At 65.4% G+C, this 25,946-nt stretch carries 26 protein-coding genes, 2 tRNA genes and 4 pseudogenes; 27 read left to right on the top strand and 5 right to left on the bottom strand.

Annotated features, from left to right (window positions below):
- The first annotated feature begins 24 nt into the window (after positions 1-24).
- From nusB to tolA, 5 genes are read left to right on the top strand one after another with little or no spacing between them, the layout of a single operon-like run.
- On the top strand, positions 25-480 hold the full coding sequence (gene nusB, locus ACPP3B_RS09125) for a transcription antitermination factor NusB (RefSeq protein WP_299022691.1): 456 nt from the start codon (positions 25-27) through the stop codon (positions 478-480).
- Complete coding sequence (gene ybgC, locus ACPP3B_RS09120) at positions 458-943, top strand: tol-pal system-associated acyl-CoA thioesterase (protein WP_424858781.1); 486 nt, start codon at positions 458-460, stop codon at positions 941-943. The genes nusB and ybgC overlap by 23 nt, the downstream gene beginning before the upstream one ends.
- Positions 940-1,623 (top strand): protein TolQ, encoded by a 684-nt coding sequence (gene tolQ, locus ACPP3B_RS09115; RefSeq protein WP_299022692.1) that lies wholly within the window; start codon positions 940-942, stop codon positions 1,621-1,623. The genes ybgC and tolQ overlap by 4 nt, the downstream gene beginning before the upstream one ends.
- 18 nt (positions 1,624-1,641) lie before the next feature.
- Positions 1,642-2,085 (top strand): ExbD/TolR family protein, encoded by a 444-nt coding sequence (locus ACPP3B_RS09110; RefSeq protein ID WP_424858780.1) that lies wholly within the window; start codon positions 1,642-1,644, stop codon positions 2,083-2,085.
- A 7-nt stretch (positions 2,086-2,092) separates the two neighbouring features.
- A complete protein-coding gene (tolA, locus tag ACPP3B_RS09105; protein ID WP_424858779.1) occupies positions 2,093-2,968 on the top strand; it encodes a cell envelope integrity protein TolA in 876 nt (291 codons plus the stop codon).
- Positions 2,969-2,988: 20 nt separating this feature from the next.
- On the opposite strand, the gene dnaE is transcribed toward tolA, so the two are convergent.
- Positions 2,989-6,555: a DNA polymerase III subunit alpha gene (gene dnaE / locus ACPP3B_RS09100; RefSeq protein WP_424858778.1), complete on the bottom strand. Its 3,567-nt coding sequence runs from the start codon at positions 6,553-6,555 to the stop codon at positions 2,989-2,991.
- A gap of 300 nt (positions 6,556-6,855) precedes the next feature.
- On the opposite strand from dnaE, the gene galE reads away from it, so the two are divergent.
- From galE to ACPP3B_RS09005, 19 genes and pseudogenes are all read left to right on the top strand, one after another.
- Positions 6,856-7,887 (top strand): UDP-glucose 4-epimerase GalE, encoded by a 1,032-nt coding sequence (gene galE, locus ACPP3B_RS09095; protein ID WP_424858777.1) that lies wholly within the window; start codon positions 6,856-6,858, stop codon positions 7,885-7,887.
- Positions 7,884-9,116, top strand: a complete 1,233-nt coding sequence (locus tag ACPP3B_RS09090) for a nucleotide sugar dehydrogenase (protein WP_424858776.1) — start codon at positions 7,884-7,886, stop codon at positions 9,114-9,116. The genes galE and ACPP3B_RS09090 overlap by 4 nt, the downstream gene beginning before the upstream one ends.
- Positions 9,113-10,138, top strand: a complete 1,026-nt coding sequence (locus tag ACPP3B_RS09085) for an NAD-dependent epimerase/dehydratase family protein (protein ID WP_299022945.1) — start codon at positions 9,113-9,115, stop codon at positions 10,136-10,138. Before ACPP3B_RS09090 ends, ACPP3B_RS09085 begins: the two co-directional genes overlap by 4 nt.
- A 55-nt stretch (positions 10,139-10,193) precedes the next feature.
- A complete protein-coding gene (locus ACPP3B_RS09080) occupies positions 10,194-10,445 on the top strand; it encodes a type II toxin-antitoxin system Phd/YefM family antitoxin (protein WP_299022949.1) in 252 nt (83 codons plus the stop codon).
- Positions 10,442-10,828, top strand: coding sequence for a type II toxin-antitoxin system VapC family toxin (locus ACPP3B_RS09075; RefSeq protein ID WP_424858775.1), 387 nt, complete (start codon positions 10,442-10,444; stop codon positions 10,826-10,828). The genes ACPP3B_RS09080 and ACPP3B_RS09075 overlap by 4 nt, the downstream gene beginning before the upstream one ends.
- Before the next feature lie 16 nt (positions 10,829-10,844).
- Positions 10,845-12,416: an ATP-binding protein gene (locus tag ACPP3B_RS09070; RefSeq protein ID WP_424858774.1), complete on the top strand. Its 1,572-nt coding sequence runs from the start codon at positions 10,845-10,847 to the stop codon at positions 12,414-12,416.
- Between the two features lie 36 nt (positions 12,417-12,452).
- Positions 12,453-12,707 carry a type II toxin-antitoxin system Phd/YefM family antitoxin gene (locus ACPP3B_RS09065; RefSeq protein ID WP_424858773.1) on the top strand — a complete coding sequence of 85 codons (255 nt, stop codon included), beginning with the start codon at positions 12,453-12,455 and terminating at the stop codon, positions 12,705-12,707.
- Positions 12,708-12,715: 8 nt separating this feature from the next.
- A pseudogene (locus tag ACPP3B_RS09060) lies at positions 12,716-12,895 on the top strand (PIN domain-containing protein); the annotation flags it as partial.
- Positions 12,892-13,029: pseudogene (locus tag ACPP3B_RS09055) on the top strand (Vi polysaccharide biosynthesis UDP-N-acetylglucosamine C-6 dehydrogenase TviB); the annotation flags it as partial. The pseudogenes ACPP3B_RS09060 and ACPP3B_RS09055, both read left to right, overlap by 4 nt.
- Before the next feature lie 49 nt (positions 13,030-13,078).
- A complete protein-coding gene (locus ACPP3B_RS09050; RefSeq protein ID WP_424858772.1) occupies positions 13,079-13,924 on the top strand; it encodes a mannose-1-phosphate guanylyltransferase in 846 nt (281 codons plus the stop codon).
- A gap of 89 nt (positions 13,925-14,013) precedes the next feature.
- Entirely contained in the window at positions 14,014-15,003 is a 990-nt protein-coding gene (locus ACPP3B_RS09045) for an IS5 family transposase (protein ID WP_066708478.1), read from the top strand.
- 189 nt (positions 15,004-15,192) lie between these two features.
- A pseudogene (locus ACPP3B_RS09040) lies at positions 15,193-15,738 on the top strand (asparagine synthetase B family protein); the annotation flags it as partial.
- Positions 15,739-15,866: 128 nt separating this feature from the next.
- Entirely contained in the window at positions 15,867-17,363 is a 1,497-nt protein-coding gene (locus tag ACPP3B_RS09035; RefSeq protein WP_424858771.1) for an IS5 family transposase, read from the top strand.
- A gap of 2 nt (positions 17,364-17,365) precedes the next feature.
- Positions 17,366-17,743 (top strand): asparagine synthase-related protein, encoded by a 378-nt coding sequence (locus ACPP3B_RS09030; RefSeq protein ID WP_424860173.1) that lies wholly within the window; start codon positions 17,366-17,368, stop codon positions 17,741-17,743.
- A complete protein-coding gene (locus ACPP3B_RS09025; protein ID WP_424858770.1) occupies positions 17,740-18,894 on the top strand; it encodes a glycosyltransferase family 4 protein in 1,155 nt (384 codons plus the stop codon). Before ACPP3B_RS09030 ends, ACPP3B_RS09025 begins: the two co-directional genes overlap by 4 nt.
- Positions 18,891-20,213 carry a hypothetical protein gene (locus ACPP3B_RS09020; protein WP_424858769.1) on the top strand — a complete coding sequence of 441 codons (1,323 nt, stop codon included), beginning with the start codon at positions 18,891-18,893 and terminating at the stop codon, positions 20,211-20,213. The genes ACPP3B_RS09025 and ACPP3B_RS09020 overlap by 4 nt, the downstream gene beginning before the upstream one ends.
- A pseudogene (locus ACPP3B_RS09015) lies at positions 20,213-21,303 on the top strand (MraY family glycosyltransferase). The gene ACPP3B_RS09020 and the pseudogene ACPP3B_RS09015 overlap by 1 nt, the downstream one beginning before the upstream one ends.
- Positions 21,304-21,342: 39 nt before the next feature.
- Positions 21,343-21,624 carry a BrnT family toxin gene (locus tag ACPP3B_RS09010; RefSeq protein ID WP_424858768.1) on the top strand — a complete coding sequence of 94 codons (282 nt, stop codon included), beginning with the start codon at positions 21,343-21,345 and terminating at the stop codon, positions 21,622-21,624.
- Complete coding sequence (locus ACPP3B_RS09005) at positions 21,614-21,934, top strand: helix-turn-helix domain-containing protein (RefSeq protein ID WP_424858767.1); 321 nt, start codon at positions 21,614-21,616, stop codon at positions 21,932-21,934. The genes ACPP3B_RS09010 and ACPP3B_RS09005 overlap by 11 nt, the downstream gene beginning before the upstream one ends.
- 27 nt (positions 21,935-21,961) lie before the next feature.
- Here the strand turns inward: ACPP3B_RS09005 and ACPP3B_RS09000 are convergent, their stop codons facing one another.
- Both ACPP3B_RS09000 and ACPP3B_RS08995 read right to left on the bottom strand, forming a co-directional pair.
- Positions 21,962-22,516, bottom strand: a complete 555-nt coding sequence (locus ACPP3B_RS09000) for a flavodoxin family protein (RefSeq protein WP_299021895.1) — start codon at positions 22,514-22,516, stop codon at positions 21,962-21,964.
- A gap of 75 nt (positions 22,517-22,591) precedes the next feature.
- Complete coding sequence (locus tag ACPP3B_RS08995) at positions 22,592-23,341, bottom strand: pirin family protein (protein WP_424858766.1); 750 nt, start codon at positions 23,339-23,341, stop codon at positions 22,592-22,594.
- Positions 23,342-23,541: 200 nt separating this feature from the next.
- Here ACPP3B_RS08995 and ACPP3B_RS08990 point away from each other — a divergent pair.
- Positions 23,542-23,617 (top strand) — tRNA-Ala (locus tag ACPP3B_RS08990).
- Between the two features lie 7 nt (positions 23,618-23,624).
- Positions 23,625-23,700 (top strand) — tRNA-Lys (locus ACPP3B_RS08985).
- A gap of 217 nt (positions 23,701-23,917) precedes the next feature.
- Here the strand turns inward: ACPP3B_RS08985 and xdhC are convergent.
- Positions 23,918-24,739 (bottom strand): xanthine dehydrogenase accessory protein XdhC, encoded by an 822-nt coding sequence (xdhC, locus tag ACPP3B_RS08980; RefSeq protein ID WP_424858765.1) that lies wholly within the window; start codon positions 24,737-24,739, stop codon positions 23,918-23,920.
- Between the two features lie 179 nt (positions 24,740-24,918).
- Between xdhC and ACPP3B_RS08975 the strand changes: the two genes are divergently transcribed.
- Positions 24,919-25,596, top strand: coding sequence for a hypothetical protein (locus ACPP3B_RS08975; protein ID WP_424858764.1), 678 nt, complete (start codon positions 24,919-24,921; stop codon positions 25,594-25,596).
- Here the strand turns inward: ACPP3B_RS08975 and uraH are convergent.
- A complete protein-coding gene (uraH, locus tag ACPP3B_RS08970; protein WP_424858763.1) occupies positions 25,581-25,931 on the bottom strand; it encodes a hydroxyisourate hydrolase in 351 nt (116 codons plus the stop codon). The genes ACPP3B_RS08975 and uraH overlap by 16 nt on opposite strands.
- Positions 25,932-25,946: the final 15 nt, after the last annotated feature.

Here is a 25,946-nt window from a genome sequence, read left to right as displayed (position 1 = left end):
CCGTGGTCTGGGACAATAGCGCCCATGACCAAAGCACCCGAAAAATCTGCCCGCACCCGTGCGCGCGAATTCGCCCTGCAAGGGCTCTACCAGCACCTGGTCGGCCGCAACGAGGCAGCCGACATCGATGTCTTTACGCGCGACCTCAGCGGCTTTCACAAAGCGGATAGCGCGCACTACGACGCGCTGCTGCACGGCTGCATTGCGCAGGCCAGCGAATTGGACGCGCACCTGAGCCCGCTGCTCGACCGCCCGCTGGCGGAGCTGTCGCCCATCGAGCATGCCGTGCTGTGGATCGGCGCCTACGAGCTGCAGCACTGTCCCGACGTGCCCTGGCGCGTCGTTCTCAACGAATGCATCGAACTGGCCAAGACCTTTGGCGGCACCGACGGACACAAATTCGTCAACGGCGTGCTCAACCGCCTGGCCCCCCAGCTACGACCCGAGGAGGTGGCGCGTGATCCCGCCCGCCGCAGCTGAACCGTCGGCCGCCAGCGCCGCGCCGGGGCACACCTGGCCCGTGCGCATCTACTGGGAAGACACCGACGCGGGTGGCATCGTCTACTATGCCAACTACCTGAAGTTTTTCGAGCGTGCGCGCACCGAGTGGTTGCGCAGCCTGGGGCTGGGGCAGCAAGCGCTGCGCGAGCGCACCGGTGGCATGTTCGTCGTCGGTGCGATCGAGGTACGCTATCTGCGCCCGGCGCGGCTGGACGACGAACTGACGATCCACACACGTGTACGGGAACTCGGGCGCGCCACCGTGACACTGCAACAGCAGGCGTGGCGGACCGGCGACGGCAGCGGGCCGCTGTGCGAGGGCACGGTGCGCATCGGTTGGGTGCAAGCCGATGCGTTGCGCCCCGCCCGGCTGCCTGCCGAAGTGGCCGCTGCGCTGGCCGGCACCCTGCCCACCGACAGCCAAGGAACACGATCCGCATGACACATGAGTTTTCCGTCGTCGAGCTAATGCTCAACGCCTCCTGGGTGGTGCAGGCGGTGGTGTTGTTGCTCGTGGGGGTCTCCATCACCAGCTGGGCGGCCATCTTGCGCAAGGTCTTTGCGCTCAAGCGCGTGCGGCGCCTGACAGACGAGTTCGAGCGCGACTTCTGGTCCGGCGGCAACCTGCAGACGCTGTACGAGTCGTCGCTGCGCCGCGCGCCGGAAGGCAGCCCCATGGAGCGCATCTTCGCCAGCGGTATGCGCGAATTTCTCAAGCTGCGCGAGCGGCGCATCACCCAGCCCGACGCGCTGCTCGACGGCGCCCGGCGCGCCATGCGTGCGGCCTACCAGCGCGAGCTCGACGCGCTGGAGGTCAACCTGTCGTTCCTGGGCTCGGTCGGCTCGGTGTCGCCCTACGTGGGCTTGTTCGGCACCGTCTGGGGCATCATGCACGCCTTCACTGGCTTGGCTGCGCTGACGCAAGTGACGCTGGCCACCGTGGCGCCGGCCATCGCCGAAGCGCTGGTGGCCACCGCCATCGGGCTGTTCGCCGCCATTCCGGCCGTGGTGGCCTACAACCGCTTTGCGCACGACATCGACCGCCTGGCCAACCGGCTGGAGACCTTCATCGAAGAGTTTTCCAACATCCTGCACCGCCACGCGGGTGCCGCAGGACACTGAGCCACGGAGGCGCTCGCCATGCCCGCCATCGCCCCTCGTCGAAGCGGCCGCCGCGCGATCACCGAGATCAATATGGTGCCCTTCATCGACGTGATGCTGGTGCTGTTGATCATCTTCATGGTCACGGCGCCGCTCATCGTGCCGGGCCAGGTCGAGCTGCCCCGCGTCGGGCAGGCGGCGCGCCAGCCGGAGCGCTATGTGCAGATCATCGTCGAGCACGACGGCCGACTGCGGCTGCGCGACAGCGCCCGCACCAGCGGCGAGGGCGACGTGCTCACGCTGCGCGAGTTGCCCGCGCGCGTGCGGGCGCTGCAGGAGTCCGCCTCGACCCCGGTGCCCGTCATCATCAGCGCCGACAAGCGCGTCGCCTACGAACAGGTGGTGCAGGTGATGGACGCGCTGCAGCGTGCGGGCGTGGCCCGCATCGGCCTGGCCGTACAACCCGAAACCACGCGCCGCTAAGTTCCCCATGCACGCCATCGCCGACGAGCTGGACCTGAGCCCCCCGCCTGCGCGCGGTGGTTGGCTGCCGTGGACGCTCGCGGTGCTGGCACACGGCGTGCTGGCGCTGGCCCTGGCCTGGGGGCTGGCGTGGCAGCGCGAGGCACCGACCGTCGTCGCCAGCGCCGAGCTCTGGTCGGCCCTGCCGCAAGTCGCCGCGCCGCGCGCCCAAGAGCCGCCCCCCGCCCCGCCCGTGCCGGCGCCCCCCACCCCCACCCCCACCCCGCCCGCCACCGCCGACGCCCCGCGCGACGCCGACATCGCACTGCAACGCCAACGTGAGCAGCAGCGCCGCGCCGACGAGGCCCGCCGTCAAGCGGAGGAACGCCGTCTGGCCGAGGAACGCGCCGCACGCGAACGACGCGAGCGGGAGCAAGCAGAGAAAGTCCGCGCCGAGCGCGAGAAGGCCGAGCGTGAGAGGGCGGCACGCGAGCGGGCACAACGGGCGGAGCGCGAAAAGGCCGAGCAGGCGCTGCTCGAAGCCGAGCGCCAGCGCAACCTAGAGCGCATCCTGGGCCAGGCGGGCGCCAGCGGCGGCCCCAGCGCCCGCGGCAGCGCCGAGCGCGATGCCGGCCCATCGGCCAGCTACGCGGGCAAACTGGTCGCGCACATCCGTCCCCACATTGTCTTTACCGATACGGTGCCGGGCAACCCTCGCGCCGAGGTCGAAGTGCGCACCTTGCCCGATGGCACCATCCTGAGCGCGCGCCTGCTCAAATCCAGCGGCCATCGCGCCTGGGACGACGCCGTGCTGCGCGCCATCGAGCGCACCGCGCGCCTGCCGCGGGACGAAAACGGCCGCGTGCCATCCACGCTGATCCTGGGCTTTCGGCCCAACGAGTGAGCGCACTGGGGCTGACGCGTTCACTCGTACACCACTTCCGCGCGCTGCTCGTGCGCCTGCGCCATCCAGCGCGCCAGCGCCGCATCGGTGGGATAAAAGCTGGCCCGGTCATCGAGTTGCAACTCGCAGCGCGCGCTCGGGCGCCACACCTGCAGCCGCACCGGCAGCGCGCGCAGTAGCTCGCCATGCTCGGTCATCTCGCGCTGCGGCGGAAAATCCCGCACCAACGCCGCGATGTCCGGCACGCGGTCGCACACCACGGCGCGCAAATAGCGCCCGAAGCGGCAGCGCGCCGTCGGCAAATCCCACAGCTGCTGCACCTTCAAGCGCAACCCACCCGAAAACCGGTCCGGCTGCGCCAGCACTTGTGCCACCACCAGCTCGTCGTCGCGCAGCAGCGCGCGGTGCGCCTGGATCAGCGCTTCATCGGCGCTGGCTTCCAGCACGGCGGACTTGTCGTCGAGCTTGAAGATGGCCACCTTGCCCCGTTGGCCGTTGATGACGCGCAGCTCGCTGACGATGCCCGCCACCAGCCACGGCTCGCGGCTGTCGGCCACCTGCGCCAGTGGGGTCTTGGCAAACCGGCGCACCTCGGCCTCCACTTCGTCGAACAAATGGCCGGAAAAGTAAAACCCAAGCGCCGCCTTCTCGTGCGTGAGCCGCTCTTTCACGCCCCAGGGCATGGTCTCGACCAGCGGCGGCTCCTGCGCCGCTGAACCATGGCCGCTGTCGCCCAGCGCATCGAACAGCCCTCCTTGCTGGGCATTGGCCTCCTGCGCCGACGCCCACTCGAACGCCCGGTCCAGCGACGCCAGCAGTGCCGCGCGGTCCAGGTGCAGTCGGTCGAACGCCCCCGCCTTGATGAGCGCCTCCACCGTGCGTTTGTTGACACGGCTGCGATCGACCCGGCTGCAAAAGTCGAACAAGCTGGCAAACGGGCCTTCGACCGCGCCGCGCGGCCCGACGCCGTGGCCCTGGCGCGCCGCCACGATGGCCTCGATCGCCTGCTGCCCCGTGCCCTTGACCGCGCCCAAGCCGTAGCGGATGGTGTGGTCGTCGATGGGCTCGAAGCGGTATGTGCCCTCGTTGATGTCGGGCGGCGCGAACCGGATCCCGAACGTGCGCGCATCGTCGACGAGCACCTTCAATTTGTCGGTGTCGTCGATTTCGATCGTCATGTTGGCGCAAAAAAACTCCGCGGTGTAATGCACCTTGAGCCACGCCGTGTGGTACGCCAACAGGGAATACGCCGCCGCGTGCGATTTGTTGAACCCGTAGCCGGCGAACTTCTCCATCAAATCGAAGATTTCGTCCGCCTTGGTCTGATCGATGCCTTTTTTGGCCGCGCCCTCGCGAAAGATTTCGCGGTGTTTGGCCATTTCCTCGGGTTTCTTTTTGCCCATGGCCCGGCGCAGAAGGTCGGCACCGCCCAGTGTGTAGCCTCCCAACACCTGCGCCACCTGCATCACCTGCTCTTGGTAGACCATGATGCCGTAGGTCTCGGCCAGCACCGGCTCCACCAACGGGTGCGGATATTCCACCGGCTCGCGCCCGTGCTTGCGCGCCACGAAGCTCGGAATCAGGTCCATTGGCCCGGGACGGTACAGTGCGTTGAGCGCGATCAAGTCCTCCAGCCGCGTCGGCTTGGCCTCGCGCAGCATCGCCTGCATGCCGCGGGATTCGAACTGGAACACCGCCTCCGTGCGCCCTTCCTGGAATAGCCGGTATGTCTCAGCATCATCGAGCGGAATGCGCTCGAACGCAAAATCCCGCTGGCTAGGGTGTCGCGCCACGATGAATGCCTTGGCCAACTCCAAAATGGTCAGCGTCGCCAGACCCAGAAAGTCGAACTTGACCAGACCGACGGCCTCCACGTCGTCCTTGTCGAATTGGCTGACCGCCGCGTCGCTGCCGGGCTGTTGGTATAGCGGACAAAAATCGGTCAATTTGCCCGGGGCAATCAACACGCCCCCGGCGTGCATGCCCACGTTGCGCGTAAGGCCCTCCAGCTTTTGCGCCAGTTCGATCAACTGGCGCACCTCCTCTTCTTTTTGCACGCGCTCGGCCAGCAGCGGCTCCATTTCCAGCGCGTAGTGGTTTTTGTCGCCCTCCGGCTTGGGGTTGGGCGGGTATTGCAGCGTGACACTCATGCCCGGTTTGTTGGGCACCAGCTTCGAAATGCCGTCACAAAACCCGTAGGCAAAATCCAGCACCCGCCCCACGTCACGGATCGCCGCGCGCGCCGCCATGGTGCCAAAGGTGGCGATCTGGCTCACCGCCTCGCGCCCGTAGCGGGTTTTGACGTATTCGATGACGCGATCGCGGTTTTCTTGGCAGAAGTCGATGTCGAAGTCCGGCATCGACACCCGCTCGGGATTCAGGAAGCGCTCGAACAGCAGGTTGTAGCGCAGCGGATCCAGGTCCGTGATCTGCAGCGCATACGCCACCAGCGACCCCGCCCCCGACCCCCGCCCCGGCCCCACGGGGCAGCCATGGGTCTTGGCCCACTGAATGAAGTCGGACACGATCAAGAAATAGCCCGGAAACCCCATTTTTACGATGGTGTCGAGCTCGAATTCGAGCCGCTGCACATAGCGCGGGCGCTGCGCAGCACGCTCGGCTTCGTCGGGGTATAACTGCGCCAGGCGCTGCTCCAGCCCGTGCAGTGACACGTGGCGAAAGTAGGCTTCCGTGTCCATTTGCCGCCCATCCACCGCCGGAATCGGAAAGTCCGGCAGGCGCGGCTTGCCCAGCGTCAGCGTCAGGTTGCAGCGGCGCGCGATTTCCACCGTATTGGCCAGCGCCGCGGGCAGATCGGCAAAGCGCTGTGCCATCTCGGCCGCCGACAAAAAATACTGCTCGCGCGTGAAGCGCCGCACCCGGCGCGGGTTGGCCAAGATCTCGCCCTCGGCAATGCACACGCGCGCCTCGTGCGCCTCGTAATCGTCTGGCGCCAGAAACTGGATCGGGTGCGTGGCCACCACGGGCAGCCCCAGACGCGCGGCCAGCGGCACCGCCGCCTGCACATGGCGCTCGTCGTCGGCGCGGCCGGCGCGCTGCACCTCCAGATAAAACCGGTGCGCAAACACCTGCGCCAGCCGCAGCGCGACGTCGGCCGCCCGCGCCTCGTCACCCGCCAGCAGCGCCTGCCCCACCGGGCCCGCAGCCGCACCATCGAGCACGATCAGCCCCTCGTGCCGCTCCTGCAACCAGGCCCACTGCACATGCGCCTGCTCGCGCACCACGCCGCGCGTCCACGCGCGCGACAGCAGCTCGCACAGGTTCAGGTAGCCGCGCGCGTTTTGCACCAGCAGCAGCACGCGCGGCACCACCGGCTGCGGCCCCGCGCCGCCCGCCACGCGCGCGTCCACCCCCAGCCCATCCAGCCAGACCTCCGCGCCCAGAATCGGCTTGACGCCCGCTGAGCGCGCCGCCTTGTAGAACTTGATCGCGCCAAACAGGTTGCTCAGGTCCGTGATCGCCAACGCGGGCTGCCCATCGGCGGCCGCCCGCGCCACCGCATCGTCCACCCGGGTGGTGCCATCGACAATGGAAAACTCGGTGTGCAGGCGCAGGTGAACGAACATGGGCGAGGATTGTAGGCGGCAGGGTCGCGATAATGTCGCCATGTCTTCTTCCGCCCCGGCCACCCCCTCGGCCACGCATTGGTACCTGGTCCACACCAAGCCCCGGCAAGAGGCGCGCGCTGGACTACCTGCAGCGCGAAGTCCGGGTGGCCGTGCCGGTGGGTGCGCTGCGCAAGGGTTAGGCGCGGTTACAATCCTGCCCAAAAAAGGGGGGGTCGCCGTGCACAGGAAATGCACCGCGATCTGCGGTAGCCTGGGCGAAAGACGCCAGCCCCTTCCGTCGAACGACCAAGACGAGACATGAATCTTCTCCTCACCGGCGGCCTGGGCTACATTGGCAGTCACACCGCCGCCGTGTTGCAGCAGGCCGGCCATCACGTCGTGCTGCTCGACAACCTCTCCAACAGCAAGCTCGACGTCGCCGACCGCATCGCCCGCACCACCGGCACGCGCCCGGTGACCGAGGTGGGTGACGTGCTCGACACCATCCGCGTGCGCATGGCGCTGCGCCACTACCGCATCGACGCCGTGGTGCATTTCGCTGGGCTCAAGGCGGTGGGCGAATCGGTGGCGCAGCCCCTGGCCTACTACCACAACAACGTCGCCGGCACCGTCAGCCTGCTGCAGGCGATGGCGGCCGAGGGCGTGCGATCGTTGGTCTTTTCCAGCAGCGCCACCGTCTACGGGCAGCCGCAGTACCTCCCGCTGGACGAATCCCACCCCACCAGCGCCACGAATCCCTACGGCCGCACCAAGCTGCACATCGAGCAAATGCTGCACGATCTGGCCGCCAGCGACGCCACGTGGCGCATCGCCATCCTGCGCTACTTCAACCCAGTGGGGGCGCACGCGTCGGGCCTGCTCGGTGAGGACCCCAACGGCATCCCCAACAACCTCATGCCCTACATCGCGCGCGTGGCAGCAGGCCAACTGCCCCACCTCAACGTGTGGGGCAACGACTACCCCACGCCCGACGGCACCGGCATCCGCGACTACCTGCACGTCATGGACCTGGCCGAGGGTCACCGCGCCGCGCTCGAACACCTGCAGCGCACCACCACCCCGTGCGACGTGTTCAACCTCGGCACCGGGCGCGGCACCAGCGTGCTGGAGATGGTGCGCACCTTCGAGCAAGCCACGGGCCAGTCGGTGCCCTACCGCATCGCTCCGCGCCGCCCAGGCGACGTGGCCGAGTGCTGGGCCGACCCCACCAAAGCCCAGCGCGTGCTGGGCTGGCGCGCCGAGCGCGGCTTGCACGACATGTGCGCCAGCACCTGGGCCTTCACGGCCGGCCAGCGCAGCGCCTCTGCCCCGCATACCCTCGCCGTATGAACCCGTCCCTACCCTCCCACCACATCGCCGTCGTCGGCGCGGGCTATGTCGGCATGGCCAACGCGCTGCTGCTGGCGCAGCACCACACCGTCACCGTGGTGGACATCAACCCGCAGCGCGTGGCCCAACTGCAGGCACGCCAAAGCCCCGTGGCCGACGCGTTGGCCGACGAGTTTTTGCAGCGGCCCGATTTGCGCCTGCATGCGAGCACCGACGCGGCCGCAGCGCTGGCCGACGCCGACGTGGTCTTCATTGCCACCCCCACCGACTACGACCCTGCCACCAACGCTTTCGACACCCGCAGTGTCGAAGCGGTGGTGGCCCAAGCGCTGGCCGCGCACCCCAGCAGCACCCTGGTCATCAAATCCACTGTGCCGGTGGGCTTTACGCAGCGGCTGCGGCAACAGCACGGCACCGACCGCATCGTCTTTTCGCCGGAATTTTTGCGCGAGGGCCAGGCGCTGGCCGACAACCTGCGCCCCAGCCGCATCGTGGTGGGCGACCGCGGTGCGCGCGGCCAGCTCGTGGCCGACCTGTTGCGTCAAGGGGCGCACAAAGCCGACGTACCGGTGCTCTTGACCGACCCCACCGAGGCCGAGGCGATCAAGCTCTTTGCCAACACGTATCTCGCCATGCGCGTGGCGTTTTTCAACGAGCTCGACAGCTACGCCGCCGCCCACGGGCTGGATACGCGCCAGATCATCGACGGCGTGTGCCTGGACCCGCGCGTGGGCCGCGGCTACAACAACCCCAGCTTCGGCTACGGCGGCTACTGCCTGCCCAAAGACACCAAGCAGCTGCTGGCCAACTACCGCGACGTGCCGCAGAACCTGATCGCCGCCATCGTACAGGCCAACGCCACGCGCAAAGACTTCATCGCCGACGACGTACTGCGCCGCCTGCAGGTGCTCTGCGCCGATGGCGAGCCCGCACGCCACGGACGCGCCCCTACGGTGGGCGTGTACCGCCTGGTCATGAAGCAAGGCTCGGACAATTTCCGCGCCTCGGCCATCCAGGGCGTCATGAAGCGCATCAAGGCCAAAGGCGTGCCCATGATCGTCTACGAGCCCATGCTCGAGGGCGAGCACTTCTTTCACTCGCCACTCGTGCGCGACCTGTTGGCCTTCAAAGCGCAAGCCGACGTCATCCTGGCCAACCGCCTCCACCCGGATCTGGCAGACGTGGTGCACAAGGTTTACACGCGCGATTTGTTCGGGGCCGACGCATGAAAGTTTTCATCACCGGCACCGCCGGCTTTATCGGTTTTCACCTGGCGCGGCTGTTGTTGGCCGAGGGCCATACCGTCCACGGCTACGACGGCATGACCCCCTACTACGACGTGCGGTTGAAACAACGCCGCCACGCCATGCTGCGCGAATTTCCGGCCTTCGTCGCCACCGAGGCCATGCTGGAAGACCTGCCCGCGCTGCAGGCTGCCGTGCAAGCCGCGCAGCCCGACGTCATCGTGCACTTGGCCGCGCAGGCTGGCGTGCGCTACAGCCTGGAAAACCCCGCCGCCTACATCGACGCCAACCTGGTCGGCACCTTCCACCTGCTGCAGGCCGCCGTGCAGGCCCGCCCGCGCCATTTGCTGCTGGCCTCCACCAGCAGCGTCTACGGCGCCAACACCCACATGCCGTTTGCCGAAGGCGACAAGGCCGACACCCCGCTCACGCTCTACGCCGCCACCAAAAAGGCCAATGAGGCGATGAGCCACGCCTACAGCCACATCCACGGTGTGCCCACCACGGTGTTTCGCTTCTTCACCGTCTACGGGCCCTGGGGCCGGCCCGACATGGCGCTGTTCAAATTCACCAAGGGCATCTTGGACGGCACCCCGATCGAGATTTACAACCACGGCGACATGCAGCGCGACTTCACCTACGTCGACGACTTGGTGCGCGCCATCCGCTTGCTCATCGACGCCATCCCACCCGCGCCCGACGCCCGCACGCCCGCGCACGGCTGGCAGCCCACCGAGGGCGACACGCTCAGCCCCGCGGCGCCATGGCGCGTCGTCAACATCGGCAACAGCCAGCCCGTGCGGCTGCTCGACTTCGTCGATGCGATCGAGGCCGAAATCGGCCGCCCCGCCATCCGCCACTACCTGCCCATGCAGCTGGGCGACGTGCCCGCTACTTGGGCCGACGCCAGCCTACTGCAGCGCCTGACCGGCTACCGCCCCCAAACCCCCGTTCGCGAAGGCGTGCGTGCATTCGTGCAGTGGTACCGTACCTTTTACTCAGGATGACAACGGTCGGCACCGATGCTAGCATTGGCCAAGCCAGACCAAGACACTCAGCCCCATGCCTGCGATCAACATGCTCCAAGCAAAGTCGTCACTGTCTCGACTGGTCGAGGCCATCGAGACCGGGCGCGAGCGCGAAATCATCATCGCCCGCAACGGGCGCCCTGCCGCCAAGCTGGTCCCCATCGATGGCACGTCGCCGAGCCGACGCATCGGCGTGGCTAAGGGTTGTTTCCAGGTGCCTGACTCCATCGATACCCATAACGACGAAATTTCACGTCTGATGACCGGTGACGCAGCCGCCGCATGAACCTGCTACTGGATACGCACGTGGCACTGTGGGCCCTCATCGACAGCCCCAGACTGTCTGAGAAAGCGCGGGAGCTCATCTTGTCGCCACGCGCCACCGTATGGGTTAGCGCTGCCTCCGTTTGGGAGATTGCCATCAAGCACTCCCTGGGTCGCGGCGATATGCCAATTTCTGGCGCGGACGCGTTGAGCTATTTTCTCGAAGCTGGCTACCGCATACTACCCATCGAGGCCGAGCACGCAGCCGCCGTGGAAACCCTGCCGCCACACCATCAAGACCCCTTCGATCGCTTGCTGGTCGCGCAAGCTCTCGTCGAGCCGATGCGGTTACTGACACACGATGCCCAGGTGTTACGCTACAGCGACACGATCATCCGCGTCTGAAGCGAAGTACGCACCCATGACCCGTCGCCCACTGCCCATCGGCATCCAGACCTTCGCCAAGATCCGCGAAGGGGGCTACTACTACGTCGACAAAACCGCCTATGCGCTTCGGCTGATCGAATCGGGCTCGCACTACTTCCTCTCCCGCCCGCGGCGCTTTGGCAAGTCGCTCTTTCTGGACACACTCGCGGAACTCTTCGCCGGCAACGAGCCGCTCTTTCGTGGCCTGACCTGCCACGACCAGTGGGATTGGTCCAAGAAGCACCCCGTCATTCGGATCAGCTTCGGTGGGGGACGGCTAGACAACCGTGCTGGGCTGGAAGCCCACATCGCCGACGAGCTCGACGCCAACGCCCAACGCTTGGGGTTAGACGTACCCGCGGCCGGAGACAGCCACCTGCGCTTTCGCCATCTGATCCAGCAGGCGGTCCAACGCCACGGCCAGCGCGCCGTGGTGCTTGTCGATGAGTACGACAAACCCATCCTGGACAACCTGACCGACCCCGAGGTGGCGCGCGCCATGCGCGAGGGCTTGCGCAACCTGTACTCCGTCATCAAGGATCAGGACGCGCACATCCAGTTCGCGTTCCTGACCGGGGTTTCCAAGTTCAGCAAGGTCTCGATCTTCTCGGGCCTGAACAACCTGCGCGACATCACCGTCTCGGCGGAGTATTCGGCCATCTGCGGCTACACCGAAGCCGACCTCGACGCCGTTTTTGCCCCGGAGTTGGAAGGGCTCGACCGTGACGAGATCCGCCGCTGGTACAACGGCTACCGCTGGTTGGGCGAGTCGGTCTACAACCCGTTCGATGTGCTGCTGCTGCTGCAAGAGCGCACCTTTCGCGCTTACTGGTTCGAAACCGGCACGCCCACGTTCCTGGTCGATCTGCTGCGCAGCCGCCAGACGTTTACCCCGCAGCTCGATGCACTCTATGCCAGCGACCAGCTGCTCAACGCCTTCGACGTCGAGCACATCGGCACCGAAGCGCTGCTGTGGCAGACGGGCTATTTGACGATACAGGACGTGCGGCGGCGGGGCGCACGGGCCGACTACCGGCTGGGCTACCCCAACCAAGAGGTCGAGAGCGCCTTCAACGAGGCGCTGCTCCTGGCGCTCACCCCCAACCCCAGCACCACCAGCGCGCACATCAGCCGCTTGTACGACCTGCTGCAAACGCTGGACTGGCCCGCGCTGCGCGCGCACTTCGAGTCGCTCTTTGCCAGCATCCCCGCCGACTGGTACCGGGCGAATCCCGTGCTGCACTACGAGGGCTACTGGGCCAGTGTCTTTTACTCGCACCTCGCCAGCCTCGGGCTCGACCTGACGCCGGAAGACGTCACGAACCAAGGCCGCATCGACTTGACGCTGAGACTCCCGCAGGCCATCGTCATCATGGAGTTCAAGCGCATCGACGGCGACGCCCCCACGGGCGAGGCGATCGCCCAGCTGCGACAGAGGGGCTACGCCGACAAATACCGCGCCGACGGCCGCCCCATCTGGTTGCTGGGCGTGGAGTTCAGCAGCGCCACGCGCAATGTGGTGGGGTGGGAAGTGGAGGGTTTTACACCAAAGCCATCGGCGACGTAGAAACATAGCCACATCAGCATGGCAAAGGAGATCCCCATGGCCATTACAACCCTCTCCAGCCGAGAACTCAACCAAGACGTTACACGCGCCAAAACGGCGGCCAGCCGCGGTCCAGTCATCATCACCGTCCGTGGTAAACCCGCGCATGTGCTGCTAAGTTTCGAGGAATACCAGCGCCTCACCCACCAGCACCGCAGCATCGCCGACGCGCTGGCCATGCCGGACGTGACTGACATCGACTTTCAGCCGCCACGCATCGCCGGCTCTCTTCGTACGGCCGATTTGGCGTGATGTACCTGCTCGACACCAATGTCGCCCTGCGCTGTGCCCGGTTGCATGTACCCAACCCGCGGGGAGAACGTGACGCCCTGATCGCGGCTACTGCATTGGTGCATGGTATGGCGGTCGTCACGCGCAACGTCACCGACTTCACACCCACTGGCGTCCCGATCGTCAACCCCTGGCAACCCGCGACATGAACCTCATCGGACAACCCATCGCCGTCATCGGCCTCGGCTACGTCGGCCCGCCCTTGGCGGTCGAGTTTGGCAAACGCTACCCTGTCACCGGCTTTGACATCAAACCCGAGCGCATTGCCGAGCTGCAAGCGGGGCACGGCGGGCAGGTTGTAGGAACTTGAACGGACCGCTCCCCGGAAAACCATGATTCAGACCAGACCGGTCATTCTCTGCGGCGGCTCGGGCACCCGGTTGTGGCCGCTTTCTCGGTCGGGCTTTCCTAAGCAGTTCCTGTGTCTGACCGGCAAGGAAAGCCTATTCCAGCAGGCGACCAGGCGCTTGGTTGGCCTGGCGGGCGAAGATATCGATGTATGCGCTCCCTTCATCGTCACCAACGAAGAACATCGCTTCCTGGCACTCGAGCAAATGCGCGAAATCGGCGTGAACACGGCGTCGGTATTGCTCGAGCCCGTTGGCCGCAACACCGCGCCGGCGCTGACGCTGGCTGCCCTTGCCGCCCGAGAGGACGATCAGGATCCGATACTCATCGTCACCTCCGCCGATCAAGCTGTCGCTGATACTGCAGCCTTCACGGCTGCGATGCACACCGCCACCCGTCAGGCCGCCGAGGGCGCCATCGTCATCCTTGGCGTGCCACCCACAGCCCCCGAAACCGGCTACGGCTACATCAAGGTCGCTGCGGCCGCCCAACCGGGGCCTGTTTTCTCGGTGGAACGCTTCGTCGAGAAGCCCGATGCCGCCACCGCCTCCCGCTTTCTGGCCGAGGGCGGCTATTACTGGAATGCCGGCATGTTCGTGCTCACAGCCTCGGTTTGGCTGGAGGCGCTGGCGCAATTCCGGCCCGATATCCTGCACACCACGCGCGAAGCGTGGGAAAGACGCAGCATCGATGCCGCCTTCATCCGCCCAGCCAAAGCCGAATTTGGCGCCGTTCCTGCCGAATCCATCGACTATGCCGTCATGGAGCCGCTCAGCGCGACTCGGCACACCATAAAAATGGTTCCGCTCGACGCGGGTTGGAGCGATTAGGGCGCATGGGATGCCATTTGTCCATGAAGACCCCTAAGGAAGGTCTGCAAAACCTTCCTGCCAGACTGCCGGGATGGGACAATAGCGACATGAAGCAGATGAGTCTGGAGGCGCCGATGTATACGGGCTTTGAGCTGCGCGCCAAGCGCACCCGCAAGCGTGCGTTTTTGGAGCAGATGGACCGTGTGGTGCCGTGGGCAGAGTTGGTCGCACTCATCGAGCCGTATGCGCCGAAGGCGGGTCCCAAGGGTGGGCGGCCACCCTTTGCGGTAGAGAAGCTGCTGAGGATTCATTTTTTGCAGCAGTGGTTTGGTCTGTCGGACCCGGCGGTGGAGGAAGCCTTGTACGACACGCCGCTGCTGGCGAGCTTTGTTGGTCTGGACCTGGGGGTGGATGTCGTGCCGGATGAGAGCACCATCCTGCGCTTTCGCCACCTGCTGGAGCAACACGGCCTGAGCCAGCGTATCCTCGAGACGGTCAATCGCATCCTGACCGAGCGTGGCCTCATGCTCAAGAGCGGCACCATCGTGGATGCCACGCTCATTGCTGCTCCCAGCTCGACCAAGAACGCCCGCCGTGAGCGCGACCCTGAGATGCACCAGACGAAGAAGGGCAACCAGTGGTACTTCGGCATGAAAGCGCACGTTGGGGTCGACGCCGAGACAGGGCTGGTACACACGGTGGTGGCCACCGCTGCCAACGTCTCGGATGTGACGCAGGCGCATCGGCTCTTGCACGGGCAAGAGACCGACGTCTTTGCCGATGCGGGCTATCAGGGAGTGGACAAGCGAGCGGAAAACCAGGGCAAGCAAGTCGCTTGGCACGTGGCCATGCGGCCGGGCAAGCGCCGGGCATTGGACAAGCGCACTTTTCTTGGCCAGGTGATGGATGCCTTGGAACGCACCAAGGCGCGCATTCGTGCCAAGGGTGAGCATCCGTTTCGGGTACTCAAATGCCAGTTTGGCTACCGCAAGACGCCCTATCGAGGCTTGGCCAAGAACGGCGCGCAGCTCAACGTCCTGTTTGCGCTGGTCAATCTGTGGCTGGCGCGCAAAGCCTTGCTGGCTGCGACGGGATAAGTGCGCCCGCAGTGGGCTCACTGGGGCCGGATGGGGCTCCAGAGGGCCCATCAAGGGGCTTGCTGGAGCCAAAAGACGGCTCAGCATCTGCTTCGATCCCGTCCTACGAAACGATATTGACCCTCAACTCGTCGCCACGAACGAGTGGGCGGGGTAGTGCAGAGGTTCCCTAGTAATGTATTCTGAACCATGTGCGGCCTGACCGGTTTCTGGCAGCCCAAGGGCTGCGCCGCTGAGGAAGCGCAGCTTTTCATCCGCCGGACGGCGGACACCCTCATCCACCGTGGCCCCGATGATGCCGGGGTGTGGCTCGATGAGACAGCCGGTTTTGCCCTGGGCCACCGGCGGTTGGCGATTCTGGACTTGTCGCCCGCTGGGCATCAGCCGATGGTTTCGGTGCGTGCCCGGTTGGTCATCGCCTTCAACGGCGAGATTTACAACCACCTGGCTTTGTGGGACCGGGAGACCCGCACCCTGACGCTGGCGCGCGACCGCATGGGCGAAAAGCCACTCTACTACGGCTGGCAGGGCGGCGTCTTCCTCTTTGGGTCGGAGCTCAAGGCGCTGCGGGCGCATCCCGCCTTTGTGGGCGGCATCGACCGCGGGGCGTTGGCGCTATTCATGCGCTTGGGTTACGTGCCAGCGCCGAACTCGATCTATTGGGGTATTCATAAGCTGCCCCCAGGTACGTGGTTGACCGTTGGCGAAAAAAGACGCTCAGTCGTGCCACAACCCAGCGCCACAGACCTAGTCGCCCCTGAAATATTCATAACCTCATGATTTTTCTTGTGTTATTGTCTGTTTGCGAGTACAATTTCCCCCAGATTTGATGGTCTGATGCGCCGTTTTCTGGGAGTTTTGCGATGTTTGCCTGCCCTGCCACCGAGGACTTCTTCCGCGCCCGGCTCGATCAGATGATCGACCTGCGCCATCCGCTGGCGGTGTTGTCCTCACGCATGCCGTGGCAGGAGTTGGAAGCAAGGCTGTCGCACCTGTTCATGCGCAAAGCGCGCGCAGGTGTCGCGATGCCCGATCTGGACCTCTTTGGCGAATCTCCGGTGCGCGCAGCTCGGGCGTCCAACGCAGGCCGACCCCGCGTGCCGCTGCGCGTGATGATCGCGCTGCTGTATCTGAAGCACGCCTTCAACGAGTCGGACGAAGGGGTGGTCGAGCGCTGGGGCGAAACCCCCACATGGCAGTTCTTCTCGGGGCGGGCGTACTTTGAACATCGCCGGCCGTGCGACGCCACGACGCTGGTGAAGTTTCGCCGGCTGCTGGGCGAGGAGGGGGTGGAAGAACTCCTGGCGCAGACGATCAACGTGGCGGTGGAAACCGGACTCATCAAGCCGCAGGAACTCAAGCGCGTGGTGGTGGACACGACCGTGCAGCCCAAGGCGGTGGCCCATCCGACCGACAGCCGGTTGCTGCAGACCGCACGCACCAAGCTGGTGGAGGCGGCCAAGGCCGCCGGCATCGCCTTGAAGCAGACCTTTGCCAAGGAAGGCAAGGAGCTGGCCCGCAAGGCAGGACGCTATGCGCACGCGCGGCAGTTTGCGCGCATGCGCCGGGTCATCAAGCGTCAGCGCACGATCGTGGCCAGGCTGCAGCGCGAGATCGAGCGCAAGGCCAGCCGCCTGGGGCAGGCCATCCAGAGCGCTCTTGGCCACACCCTCAACAAGGCGGCGCGTCTGGTGGCGCAGACTGCCAACCGAAAGACCGCCGACGGGACTCGAAAGCTCTACGCCTGGCACGCGCCGGAGGTGGAGTGCATCAACAAGGGCAAGGCCCGCTGCCCTTACGAGTTCGGCGTCAAGGTCGGCATTGCCAGCACCCTGAAGCACAGCCTCATCGTCGGAGCCCGGGCCTTCCATGGCAACCCCTACGACGGGCACACGCTGCAAGCGCAGCTGGAGCAGGCCACGATCCTGATGCAGGACAGCGGCATCAAGCCCAACACGGCCTATGCCGACTTGGGCTACCGCGGGGTGGAGGCCGACATTGCGGATGTGCGCCTGGTGCACCGCGGCAAGATCAAGCGCCTGACGCACGAGGAGCGCAGACTGCTCAAGCGCCGCCAGGCCATCGAGCCGGTCATCGGGCACTTGAAGCAGGATCACCGCATGGACAGGTGCCACCTCAAGGGCGAGCAGGGTGACCGGCTGCACGCGGTGCTGTGCGCGGCGGGCTACAACATCCGCTGGCTGCTGCGCATGATCGCCAACAAGGGCGTGCCCTTCTTGAGGCGAGCTTTTTTGCGCCTCATTGCGGCCGTGCGCCTCATCGGCCGGTGGCTCGCCCAGCGGCGGCCAACCGAGACCAGTGGCGCCAACCCTGCCCAGCTGCGGCTAAGGGCGGCGTGAAAATGAATTTTTCAGGGACGACGACCTACTGGTCGGTACATCACGCGGTCCAGCACGGACGTGCGCACCCCTTTACAGGCAGCGACGCCGACGCCGCGCAAACGCTGGATGCGCTGCTGCGTCAAGCCATTGCCGGCCAGATGCTCACCGATGTGCCGCTGGATGGCTGGCTGCGCGGGCCGCTGCGCGAATGGGCTGAAAACCTGCTGTCACACGAACGACTAACGCGCGATGGTTTCTTTCTCCCCGCGCCAATTCGTGAAAAGTGGGACGAACACCTCTCTGGCCAGCGCAACTGGGCGTTTTATTTGTGGGATGTGTTGATGTTTCAGGCGTGGCTGGATGCGACAACGATGCCCAAGCGGCAGACGGTGCTATGAACGCAGCATCACAGACGCGCCAAATCACCCTCATCGGTCACGCGGCGGGGGCGACGCTCAACTTCCGCGCGCCGTTGATTGCCGATCTGGTGGCAGCGGGTTGGCAGGTCGAGGTGCTGGCACCCGACTGGACGCCAGACCAGCGGCAGCGTTTGCGGGCTTTGGGTGCCCAGGCGCGGACATTCCCTTTGTCCCGCACCGGGCTCAACCCCCTGCAGGACTTGCGCTCGCTGTGGGTGCTTTATCGCCATTTGCGCGACAGCCGACCAGATGCCGTGTTGACCTATGCCGCCAAAACCAATGTATGGGGAATGCTGGCGGCGGCATGGGCCCGGGTGCCGCGCCGGGTGGCCATGGTGGAAGGCATGGGCTTTGCCTTCACCGAAGGGCAGGACGGCCGCACCAGCAAGCAGCGCATGGTCGGCGCCGTACTTTCCGTGCTCTACCGCGTAGCGTTTCGACAGGCGCATCGGGTGATCGTACTCAACCCCGATGACGCCCGTGATCTGCAGCGTCAGTGCGGCCTGGAGCGGCAGAAAGCCATCGTACTGGGCGGCATCGGCGTGCCGCTTTCCGACTGGCCCTTTTGCCCTCCCCATACGACTCCCATCACGTTCACGCTGGTCGCCCGCCTGTTGCGCGAAAAAGGCGTGCTCGAGTTCGTGCAAGCGGCGCGGTTGATCAAAGAACGCCATCTGTCGACGCGCTTTCTGTTGTTGGGCGCACTCGACGACAATCCCGGGTCGCTGCGCGAGGCCGACGTCCAGCCTTGGGTGCAGGCTGGCATCATCGAATGGCCTGGGCAGGTAGACGTCAAGCCGTGGCTCGCGCAAACGAGTGTGTTCGTCCTGCCATCGTACCGCGAGGGCGTGCCCCGCAGCACACAAGAGGCCATGGCCATGGGTCGCGCGGTCATCACTACCGACGCACCCGGCTGCCGCGAGACGGTCGTCGATGGCGTCAACGGCTTTTTAGTACCGCCACGCGACGTGCCCGCACTGGCAGCCGCCATGCAGCGCTTCATCGACGAACCGGCGCTGATCGCGCGCATGGGGGCGGAGAGTCGTCGCCTGGCCGAGGAGCGTTTTGACGTCCGGCGGGCCAACGCCATCCTGATACAAACGGTCGATGTAAACCGAACAACGAAATGATTCAAAGACTGTGGGAGCAAACGATGCGGTATCCATTGCGTGGTGGCACCTTTCTCATCGGCGGGTGGGCCTGGGTGCTGATAACAGGTGTATTGTTGCAGTGGTGGGTGATCCCCGCGACACCATGGCATGCGGGATATGGCTTGCTGGCGGGCGGTGATTGGGTGATGTTTCACGAGCAAGCGCTGCGCCTGGCCGAGTCCATCGAACGCGAAGGCTGGTCAGCCTGGGTTTTGCGTTACGAGGGACAAGCACCGGCGAGTCTGGCAGCCGCTTTTTATGTGTTGTCCGGCATAAGGGAGCCGTGGGTATTGCTACCAATCAGTGGTATGCTGTACGCCGTGGCGTTAGTGGCTGCCGTATCGATAGGCCAGGCACTGGGTGTAAAAGACAATCTGACATGGTTGATCATCGTACCGTTTATTTTTCCATCGTCATTACTTATTTACGGGCAGTTGCAGAAAGACATTCTGTCTCTACCCGGAGTTTTGCTTTTTGCGTGGTCGTGGGTCATGACATTTGGTCGCCAGCCTCTGCAGTCGAGTCGCTCGTGGAAAATAGCGGCGGCAGCAACCGTTGGCGTTCTTCTGTCGTGGTGGGTTAGACCATATCAGGCTCAGCTGCTTGTTGCGATATCAGCTTTGTTGTGGATCTTTGCGCTGGGAATGGCCGCCCAGCAGCGACAGTGGTTTAGTTTGGGCGTCAAGGCTACGGTGGTATTTTTCTGCGTGGTCTCGGTTTATTTGTCCGCCGAAAAACTTACGAACCTAACAGCCCCGGCAGTCCCAGCAGCCCCGGCAGCCCCGCCGTGCGAAACCTGGAAGCCTGAGGTTGATTTACCGATCTTGGGTCGACCGATAGCGGCAATTTTTTGCTATCGCCATGGCTTCATCCGATTCTTGTCAGATGGAAATGCCAATATAGATCACGATCGCCCTCTGACCAACTACGTTGAAGCATTAGCCTACGTTCCTCGAGCCCTTCAGGTGGGAGTTTTAGCTCCCTTTCCAGTCCATTGGTGGGACGAGGCGTCATCGCCTGGCGGCCGCGTCAAGCGACTGATCAGTGGTCTAGAAATGGTATGGGTATATGGCACACTGGTAGGCTTGTTTTGGGTTTGGCGTTACCGGGGCATCGACAGCGCTTTCGTGTCACTATCAATCATCGCGATAATAGGCATACTCTTTTACGTCTACACGTCACCCAATGTGGGTGCATTATATCGATACCGATTGCCATTTCTTTTACTATTGTTGATCGCAGCAACCGCAGGATGGTCCAAGCGGATCAATACCCTTGACAAGACGAGGACCAATTAATGCAATCTTTTGTCGTTGCTTTTTCATTGACTTTTTTGGCCGTACTCCTTATCATTCGTTTCAATCATTGGCACCTGCATCTGAGTGCTGACGCCATATCGGGTGTCCAAAAATTCCACCGTGGCTCCGTACCGCGTATCGGCGGCGTGGCCATCGCCATTGGCTTGTGTGCCACCCTGGGCTGGAGCGCTTGGCGCGGGCTGATCGGTGCCGAAGCCATGTGGTTGTTGCTGGCCGCACTGCCCGCGTTTGCTGCCGGCTTGGCCGAGGATATGACCAAGCGCGTGGGCGTGTTGGCGCGCCTGGGCGCCACGATGGTGGCTGCAGGGCTGGCTGGCTGGCTGCTGGGCGCGTGGCTGCCGCGGCTGGGCGTGTGGGGGTGCTCGATGTGTGGCTGGCGACGTGGCCTGCGCTAGGTGTGATCGTGACGCTGGTGGCCGTGGCGGGCGTGGCCAACGCGGTCAACATCATCGATGGCTTCAATGGGCTGGCGGCGGCCACTACGATGTTGATGTTTGCCGCCCTGGGCTACGTGGCGTGGGCCGTGGGCGATACGCTGCTGCTGCAATTGTGCCTGGCCATGGCGGGCGCGCTGTTGGGGTTTTTGGTGTGGAACTACCCGCGCGGCTTGATTTTTTTGGGCGACGGCGGGGCGTATCTGGTAGGATTCGTGCTGGCGGAGGTGGCGGTGCTGCTGGTGGTACGACAGCCGCAGGTCTCGCCCTGGTTTGGCCTGCTGGTGTGTCTGTACCCGGTCACGGAGACGGTGTTTTCCATCTACCGCAAGCGGTTTTTGCGGGGCATCTCTCCAGGGGTGCCCGATGGTTTGCATTTGCACATGTTGGTTTATCGCCGCCTGGTGCGCTGGGCCGCGGGCCACGAGGCGGCACGGGACATCACCCTGCGCAACTCCGCCACCTCGCCCTATCTGTGGGGCTTGTCGACGTTGTCGATCGTGCCGGCCGTGCTGTTTTGGCGCCACGAGGCGCTGCTGATCGCCAGCGCCGTGGTGTTCGTGGCGGCCTATGTCTGGCTATACGCCAAGCTGGTGCGCTTTCGCTCGCCGCGCTGGCTGCGACGGCGAGTCTGAACGAGCAAACAGACTCGGCCAATGAACTATACTTCAAGGGTGAAGTTCGAATGGGACGAAGCCAAGAGCGACCAGTGTTACGCTGAGCGGGGTTTCGATTTCGCGTATGCGGCCAGGGCATTCTTCGATCCCAACCGGCTGATTCAGGCTGATACCCGCCACTGCTATGGCGAGGAAAGGTACCAGTTGATGGGGAAGATCGAGCAACGCCTGTTCGTCGTGGTTTACACCCCGCGAGGCAATGCCATTCGTATCATCTCGGCGCGCAAGGCCAACCGACGAGAGGTTCAGCACTATGAAGACCGTACGCGTGACGATTGACCCCGCCGTCCCGGCCACGTTGAGTGGCGGGCGCATCGACCCGGCCCGTGTGGACGGCACCACGGAAGCAGATCTTGCCCGACAAGCGGCGGCTGACGAGGCAGCGGCCTTGCAGGACGCAGCCAAATTCGCGCGCCGTGTGCGCAAGCGCCTGGGGTTGAGCCAAGCCGAGTTCTCAGAGCGTATCGACGTGCCCGTGGAGACGATCCGCAACTGGGAGCAGGGCAAACGTAGCCCCACGGGCGCAGCCAAGGCGCTGCTCAAGGTGCTCGACAAGGCACCAGAGGCGGCCTTGGCCGCCCTGCATTGAGCCTGTCGCGCTTTTCTCGAGACCCCCTCACCCCACCCACCGCGCCGCCACCTGCGCGATGCGCTGGCCGAACTGGCGGGCGGTCTCCAGGTCGCCGGGCAGCATTTCTTGCGCGCCGGCATCCGCCGGCGTGGTGGCCATGGCACCGGCCGACGAGCCGACGTAGTTGACGTCGTTGCGTTGCGCGGCCTTGGTGTTGGCGGGCATCATGCCCGTGCCCACCCACACGCCGCCGTGCTGCATCGCCAGCGTAAACAGGTAGTGCAGTGTGGAGAGTTTGTCGCCGTTCATGGTGGCGCTGTTGGTAAAGCCCGCGAACAGCTTGTCTTTCCACGCCTGCGTAAACCAGCGCTTGCTGGAGGCGTCGGCAAATTTTTTGAATTGCCAGCTGACGCTGCCCATGTAGGTGGGGCTGCCCATGACGATGGCATCGGCCGCGTCGAGCTGCTCCCAGCCGCCTTCGGGCAGGTTGCCGTCGGCGTCGATGGCCAGCAGCGCGGCACCCGCGCCGTCGGCGACGGCTTGCGCCATGCGCTGGGTATGGCCGTAGCCCGAGTGATAAACGACGATGATGTTGGGCATGTGGGACTCTCCTTTTGGTAGCGTGGTTTGGGCCCGGCTGGGCCACGGGAAGAACTCGGTTCCAACGGATGGGTATCAGGCAGGCACGGGCGTAGCCCCGTTGGGCGCCAGGTCGAACAACAGGACCTCGGCGTGCTCCGCGTCGCTGAGGGTGATCGCGGGCTCGTCGGCCACCATGGCCGCGTCACCCGCGCCTAGCCGCTGCCCGGCCAGGTGCACACTGCCGCGCACCACGTGCACGTAGGCGCAGCGCCCGGGCGCGATCGGATGCCGCACCGCTTGCGGCCCGTGCAACGTGGCCAAGTCCAACGCCGCGTCGGCGTGAATGGTCAAGGGGGCGTCCGGCGCGGCTGCGGCGTCCGATGACACCGACGACGCTGGCCGGGCGATCGGCCGCACGCCCGTGCCCACACTGGACGGCCGCAGCGCCCGTTGCTCGTAGCCAGGGTCGATGCCGCGCACAGCCGGTTCGATCCAGATTTGCAGCAGATGCACGGGGTCGGGGCCTTCGTTGACTTCGCTGTGCCGGATGCCGCGCCCGGCGCTCATGCGCTGCACATCGCCCGCGCGGATGACGGCCTGGTGGCCCAAGCTGTCGCGGTGGGTGAGCACGCCCGCCAGCACGATGGTGATGATTTCCATGTCGCGGTGGCCGTGCATGCCAAAGCCGGTGCCCGGGGCGATGCGGTCTTCGTTGAGCACGCGCAGGTTGCCCCAGCCTGTGTAGCGCGGGTCCCAATAGTCCGCAAACGAAAACGAATGGCGCGCCTGCAACCAGCCGTGATCGGCGTGGCCGCGGGCGTCGCTGGGGCGCAGGGTGATCATCGAGGAAGCCTCCTTGGGCAACGCAGTGCGATGGTCAGACTGTACGCGGTGCGCACGCCAGTCGGGATGCAGGCATTTGATGACCGCATTCAACGTTTTTGAATACCAGCTGCAGCTGCACACCGGTCAACGCCGCCCGGCCCTCCGCGGCGCGCGACGTGCCCACCAGTCGGGTGCAACGGTATATAATCTGCCCTGTCGGGCCGATAGCTCAGCTGGGAGAGCGCTGCGTTCGCAATGCAGAGGTCGGGAGTTCGATCCTCCTTCGGTCCACCAAATACCCGGGTTCTTAGCTCAGTTGGTAGAGCAGCGGACTCTTAATCCGTAGGTCGTAGGTTCGAATCCTACAGGACCCACCAATTTGACCCGCACCCATCGACAGATCAGGCTCAATGGCTGTCATGAGCGAAAACTGTCGACGCTGACCGGCGCACATAGCCCGGGACAACCCGCTCGCTGCCATCCGCGTGGATGAACTTCTCGAGGCAGCGGTCGGCCGACTCGCCGAGCATTCGTTGCTGGGTAGGTCTGGACAAATCCATGGCACAACAGGTCGCAGGGTAAGCGTCTCCTGGCTTATCTCGTCATCAACAGCTGCGCCGCCACGGCCGCGGCGATGACGGCGGGTTCTTTGCCCTGAATCCCCGGGATCCCGACAGGGCACGTCACGCGCGCCAGCGCCGATGCGTCGTGCCCGCGCGCGAGCAAGCGGTGCTGAAACGCGGCCCATTTGGTGCGGCTGCCGATGAGGCCGACGAACGGCAGGTCGTCCTGCTGGCGCAACCGCTGCAGACAGGCGTCCACCACGGCCAGGTCTTCAGCGTGGCTAAAGCTCATGACCAGCACGCGGCTGCCGGGTACCAAGTCGGCGACGGCGCGCTCGACGGGGTCGGAGTGCTCGGCGACCACGGTTGGTGGCAGGTCGGTGGGAAACATGCCGTCGCGGCTGTCGATCCAGGTGAGGGCGAACGGCAGCGGCCGCAGCGCGCGCTCGATGGCCTGCCCGACGTGCCCACCGCCGAACAGCGCCACCGGCACCCGCTCATCGACCCAGGCCGCGCGCAGCGCCGCCGCGTCGGCCGCCGTGACGCGCTGCAGCCGCAGGTGCACGACGCCACCGCAGCACTGCCCCAGGCTGGGGCCGAGTGCGCAGCGCAACGCCTGCCCTGCCCAGCCCGGTTGCCGCAGGCCCGCGCGCGCCTGCTGGATGGCGTGCCACTCGAGTTGCCCGCCACCGATGGTGCCCAGCATGCGCTGCGCGCCCACCAACATCCACGCGCCCGGCTCGCGCGGCGCCGACCCCTCGGTACGCTCGACCCACACCAACACGCCTGGCTCGGCGCGCAACCAGGCCAGCGCCGCATGCAGATCGCCCCCGCGCAAACAAACGGATTCCATGCCCCGCAGTATCGCCGGGGTTGAAAGGCCGGGCGCGTTGGCGCACAATCCGAGCCACATCGACTCCTCGGGCCCAACCGCCCCACCATCCGACGATGCCATCGACGACCGAAACTGGCGCACGTATGTCACCCGCCCCCACAGCCACCCCCCGTACACGGTTGGTCTGGAGCGTGGTGGTGACGACGCTGGCACTGCTGGCTGGCTGCGCCAGCCCGCCGCCCGCCGCGCCCCCGCGCGCCGTGGAAGCGCCGCCCGCCCCCGCCGAAACGGCCCCACCCGTGGTGGTGCAGCCCGCGCCCGCGCCCGAGCCACCCTTCAGTGGCAAGGTGTCTCTGGCAGCGTCGGAGCGGGACTACCGGCGCGACGGCGCGCAGCACCTGTATGAGCGCTACGGCGATCGCATCTTCCGTGGCAAGTTGCCGCCGCTGCTGCAGGCGGTGGGGGTGATGCGACTGGACATCGGCCCGCGGGGCGAGGTGCGGCGCTTCGAGTGGATGCGCGCGCCGGATCACGTGCCGCACGTCAAGGCCGAGATCGAGCGGCTGGTGATGGCGGCGGCGCCTTTCCCGGCCCCCCAAAAGTTGGGCACGGTCAGCTATACCGACACTTGGTTGTGGGACCGCAGCGGCACCTTCCAGCTCGACACCCTGACCGAAGGACAATTGGACCGCTACCCCGCCCCAGCGCCCAAGCGCGCCGCTGCGGCGCCCGAGCCTGCGGTCAGCCAGCCGAAAGCCACCACGGCCCGCGGCACCAATACCCGAACCGCCACGCGCAGCACGCGCAAGCCGCAGGCCAACGCTGACACGCAGGTGGCGCAAGGTCAAGACGGTGCGCCTCAGCTGCCGCGGTAAGTGGCGTAGCTCCACGGGCTGACCAACAGCGGCACGTGGTAGTGCGCCTGCGCGTCGGCCACGCCAAAGTCGATGGTGACGCAATCCAGAAACGGCGGCTGCGGCAGCGCCACACCGCGTGCGCGGAAGTAGTCGGCCACCTCGAACACCAGCCGGTAGGTACAGGCGGCCAGCTCGCCCGTGGCCAGCAGCGGCCCTTCGGGATTACGGCCATCGGCATTGAGCACGACCTGTTTGATGAGGCGTGGCCCCTCACCGGTGGCATACAACCGCACAGCCATACCCGCGGCCGGGCAGCCGTGCATGGTATCGAGAACGTGTGTGCTCAGGCCCATTTGTGTCTATGATGC

The organism is Tepidimonas sp. HKU77 (genome assembly GCF_049728535.1).
Taxonomy (GTDB): Bacteria; Pseudomonadota; Gammaproteobacteria; order Burkholderiales; family Burkholderiaceae_C; genus Tepidimonas.
Note: the sequence above shows the minus strand (reverse complement) of the source record. Positions and strands in the feature narration are given on the sequence as shown.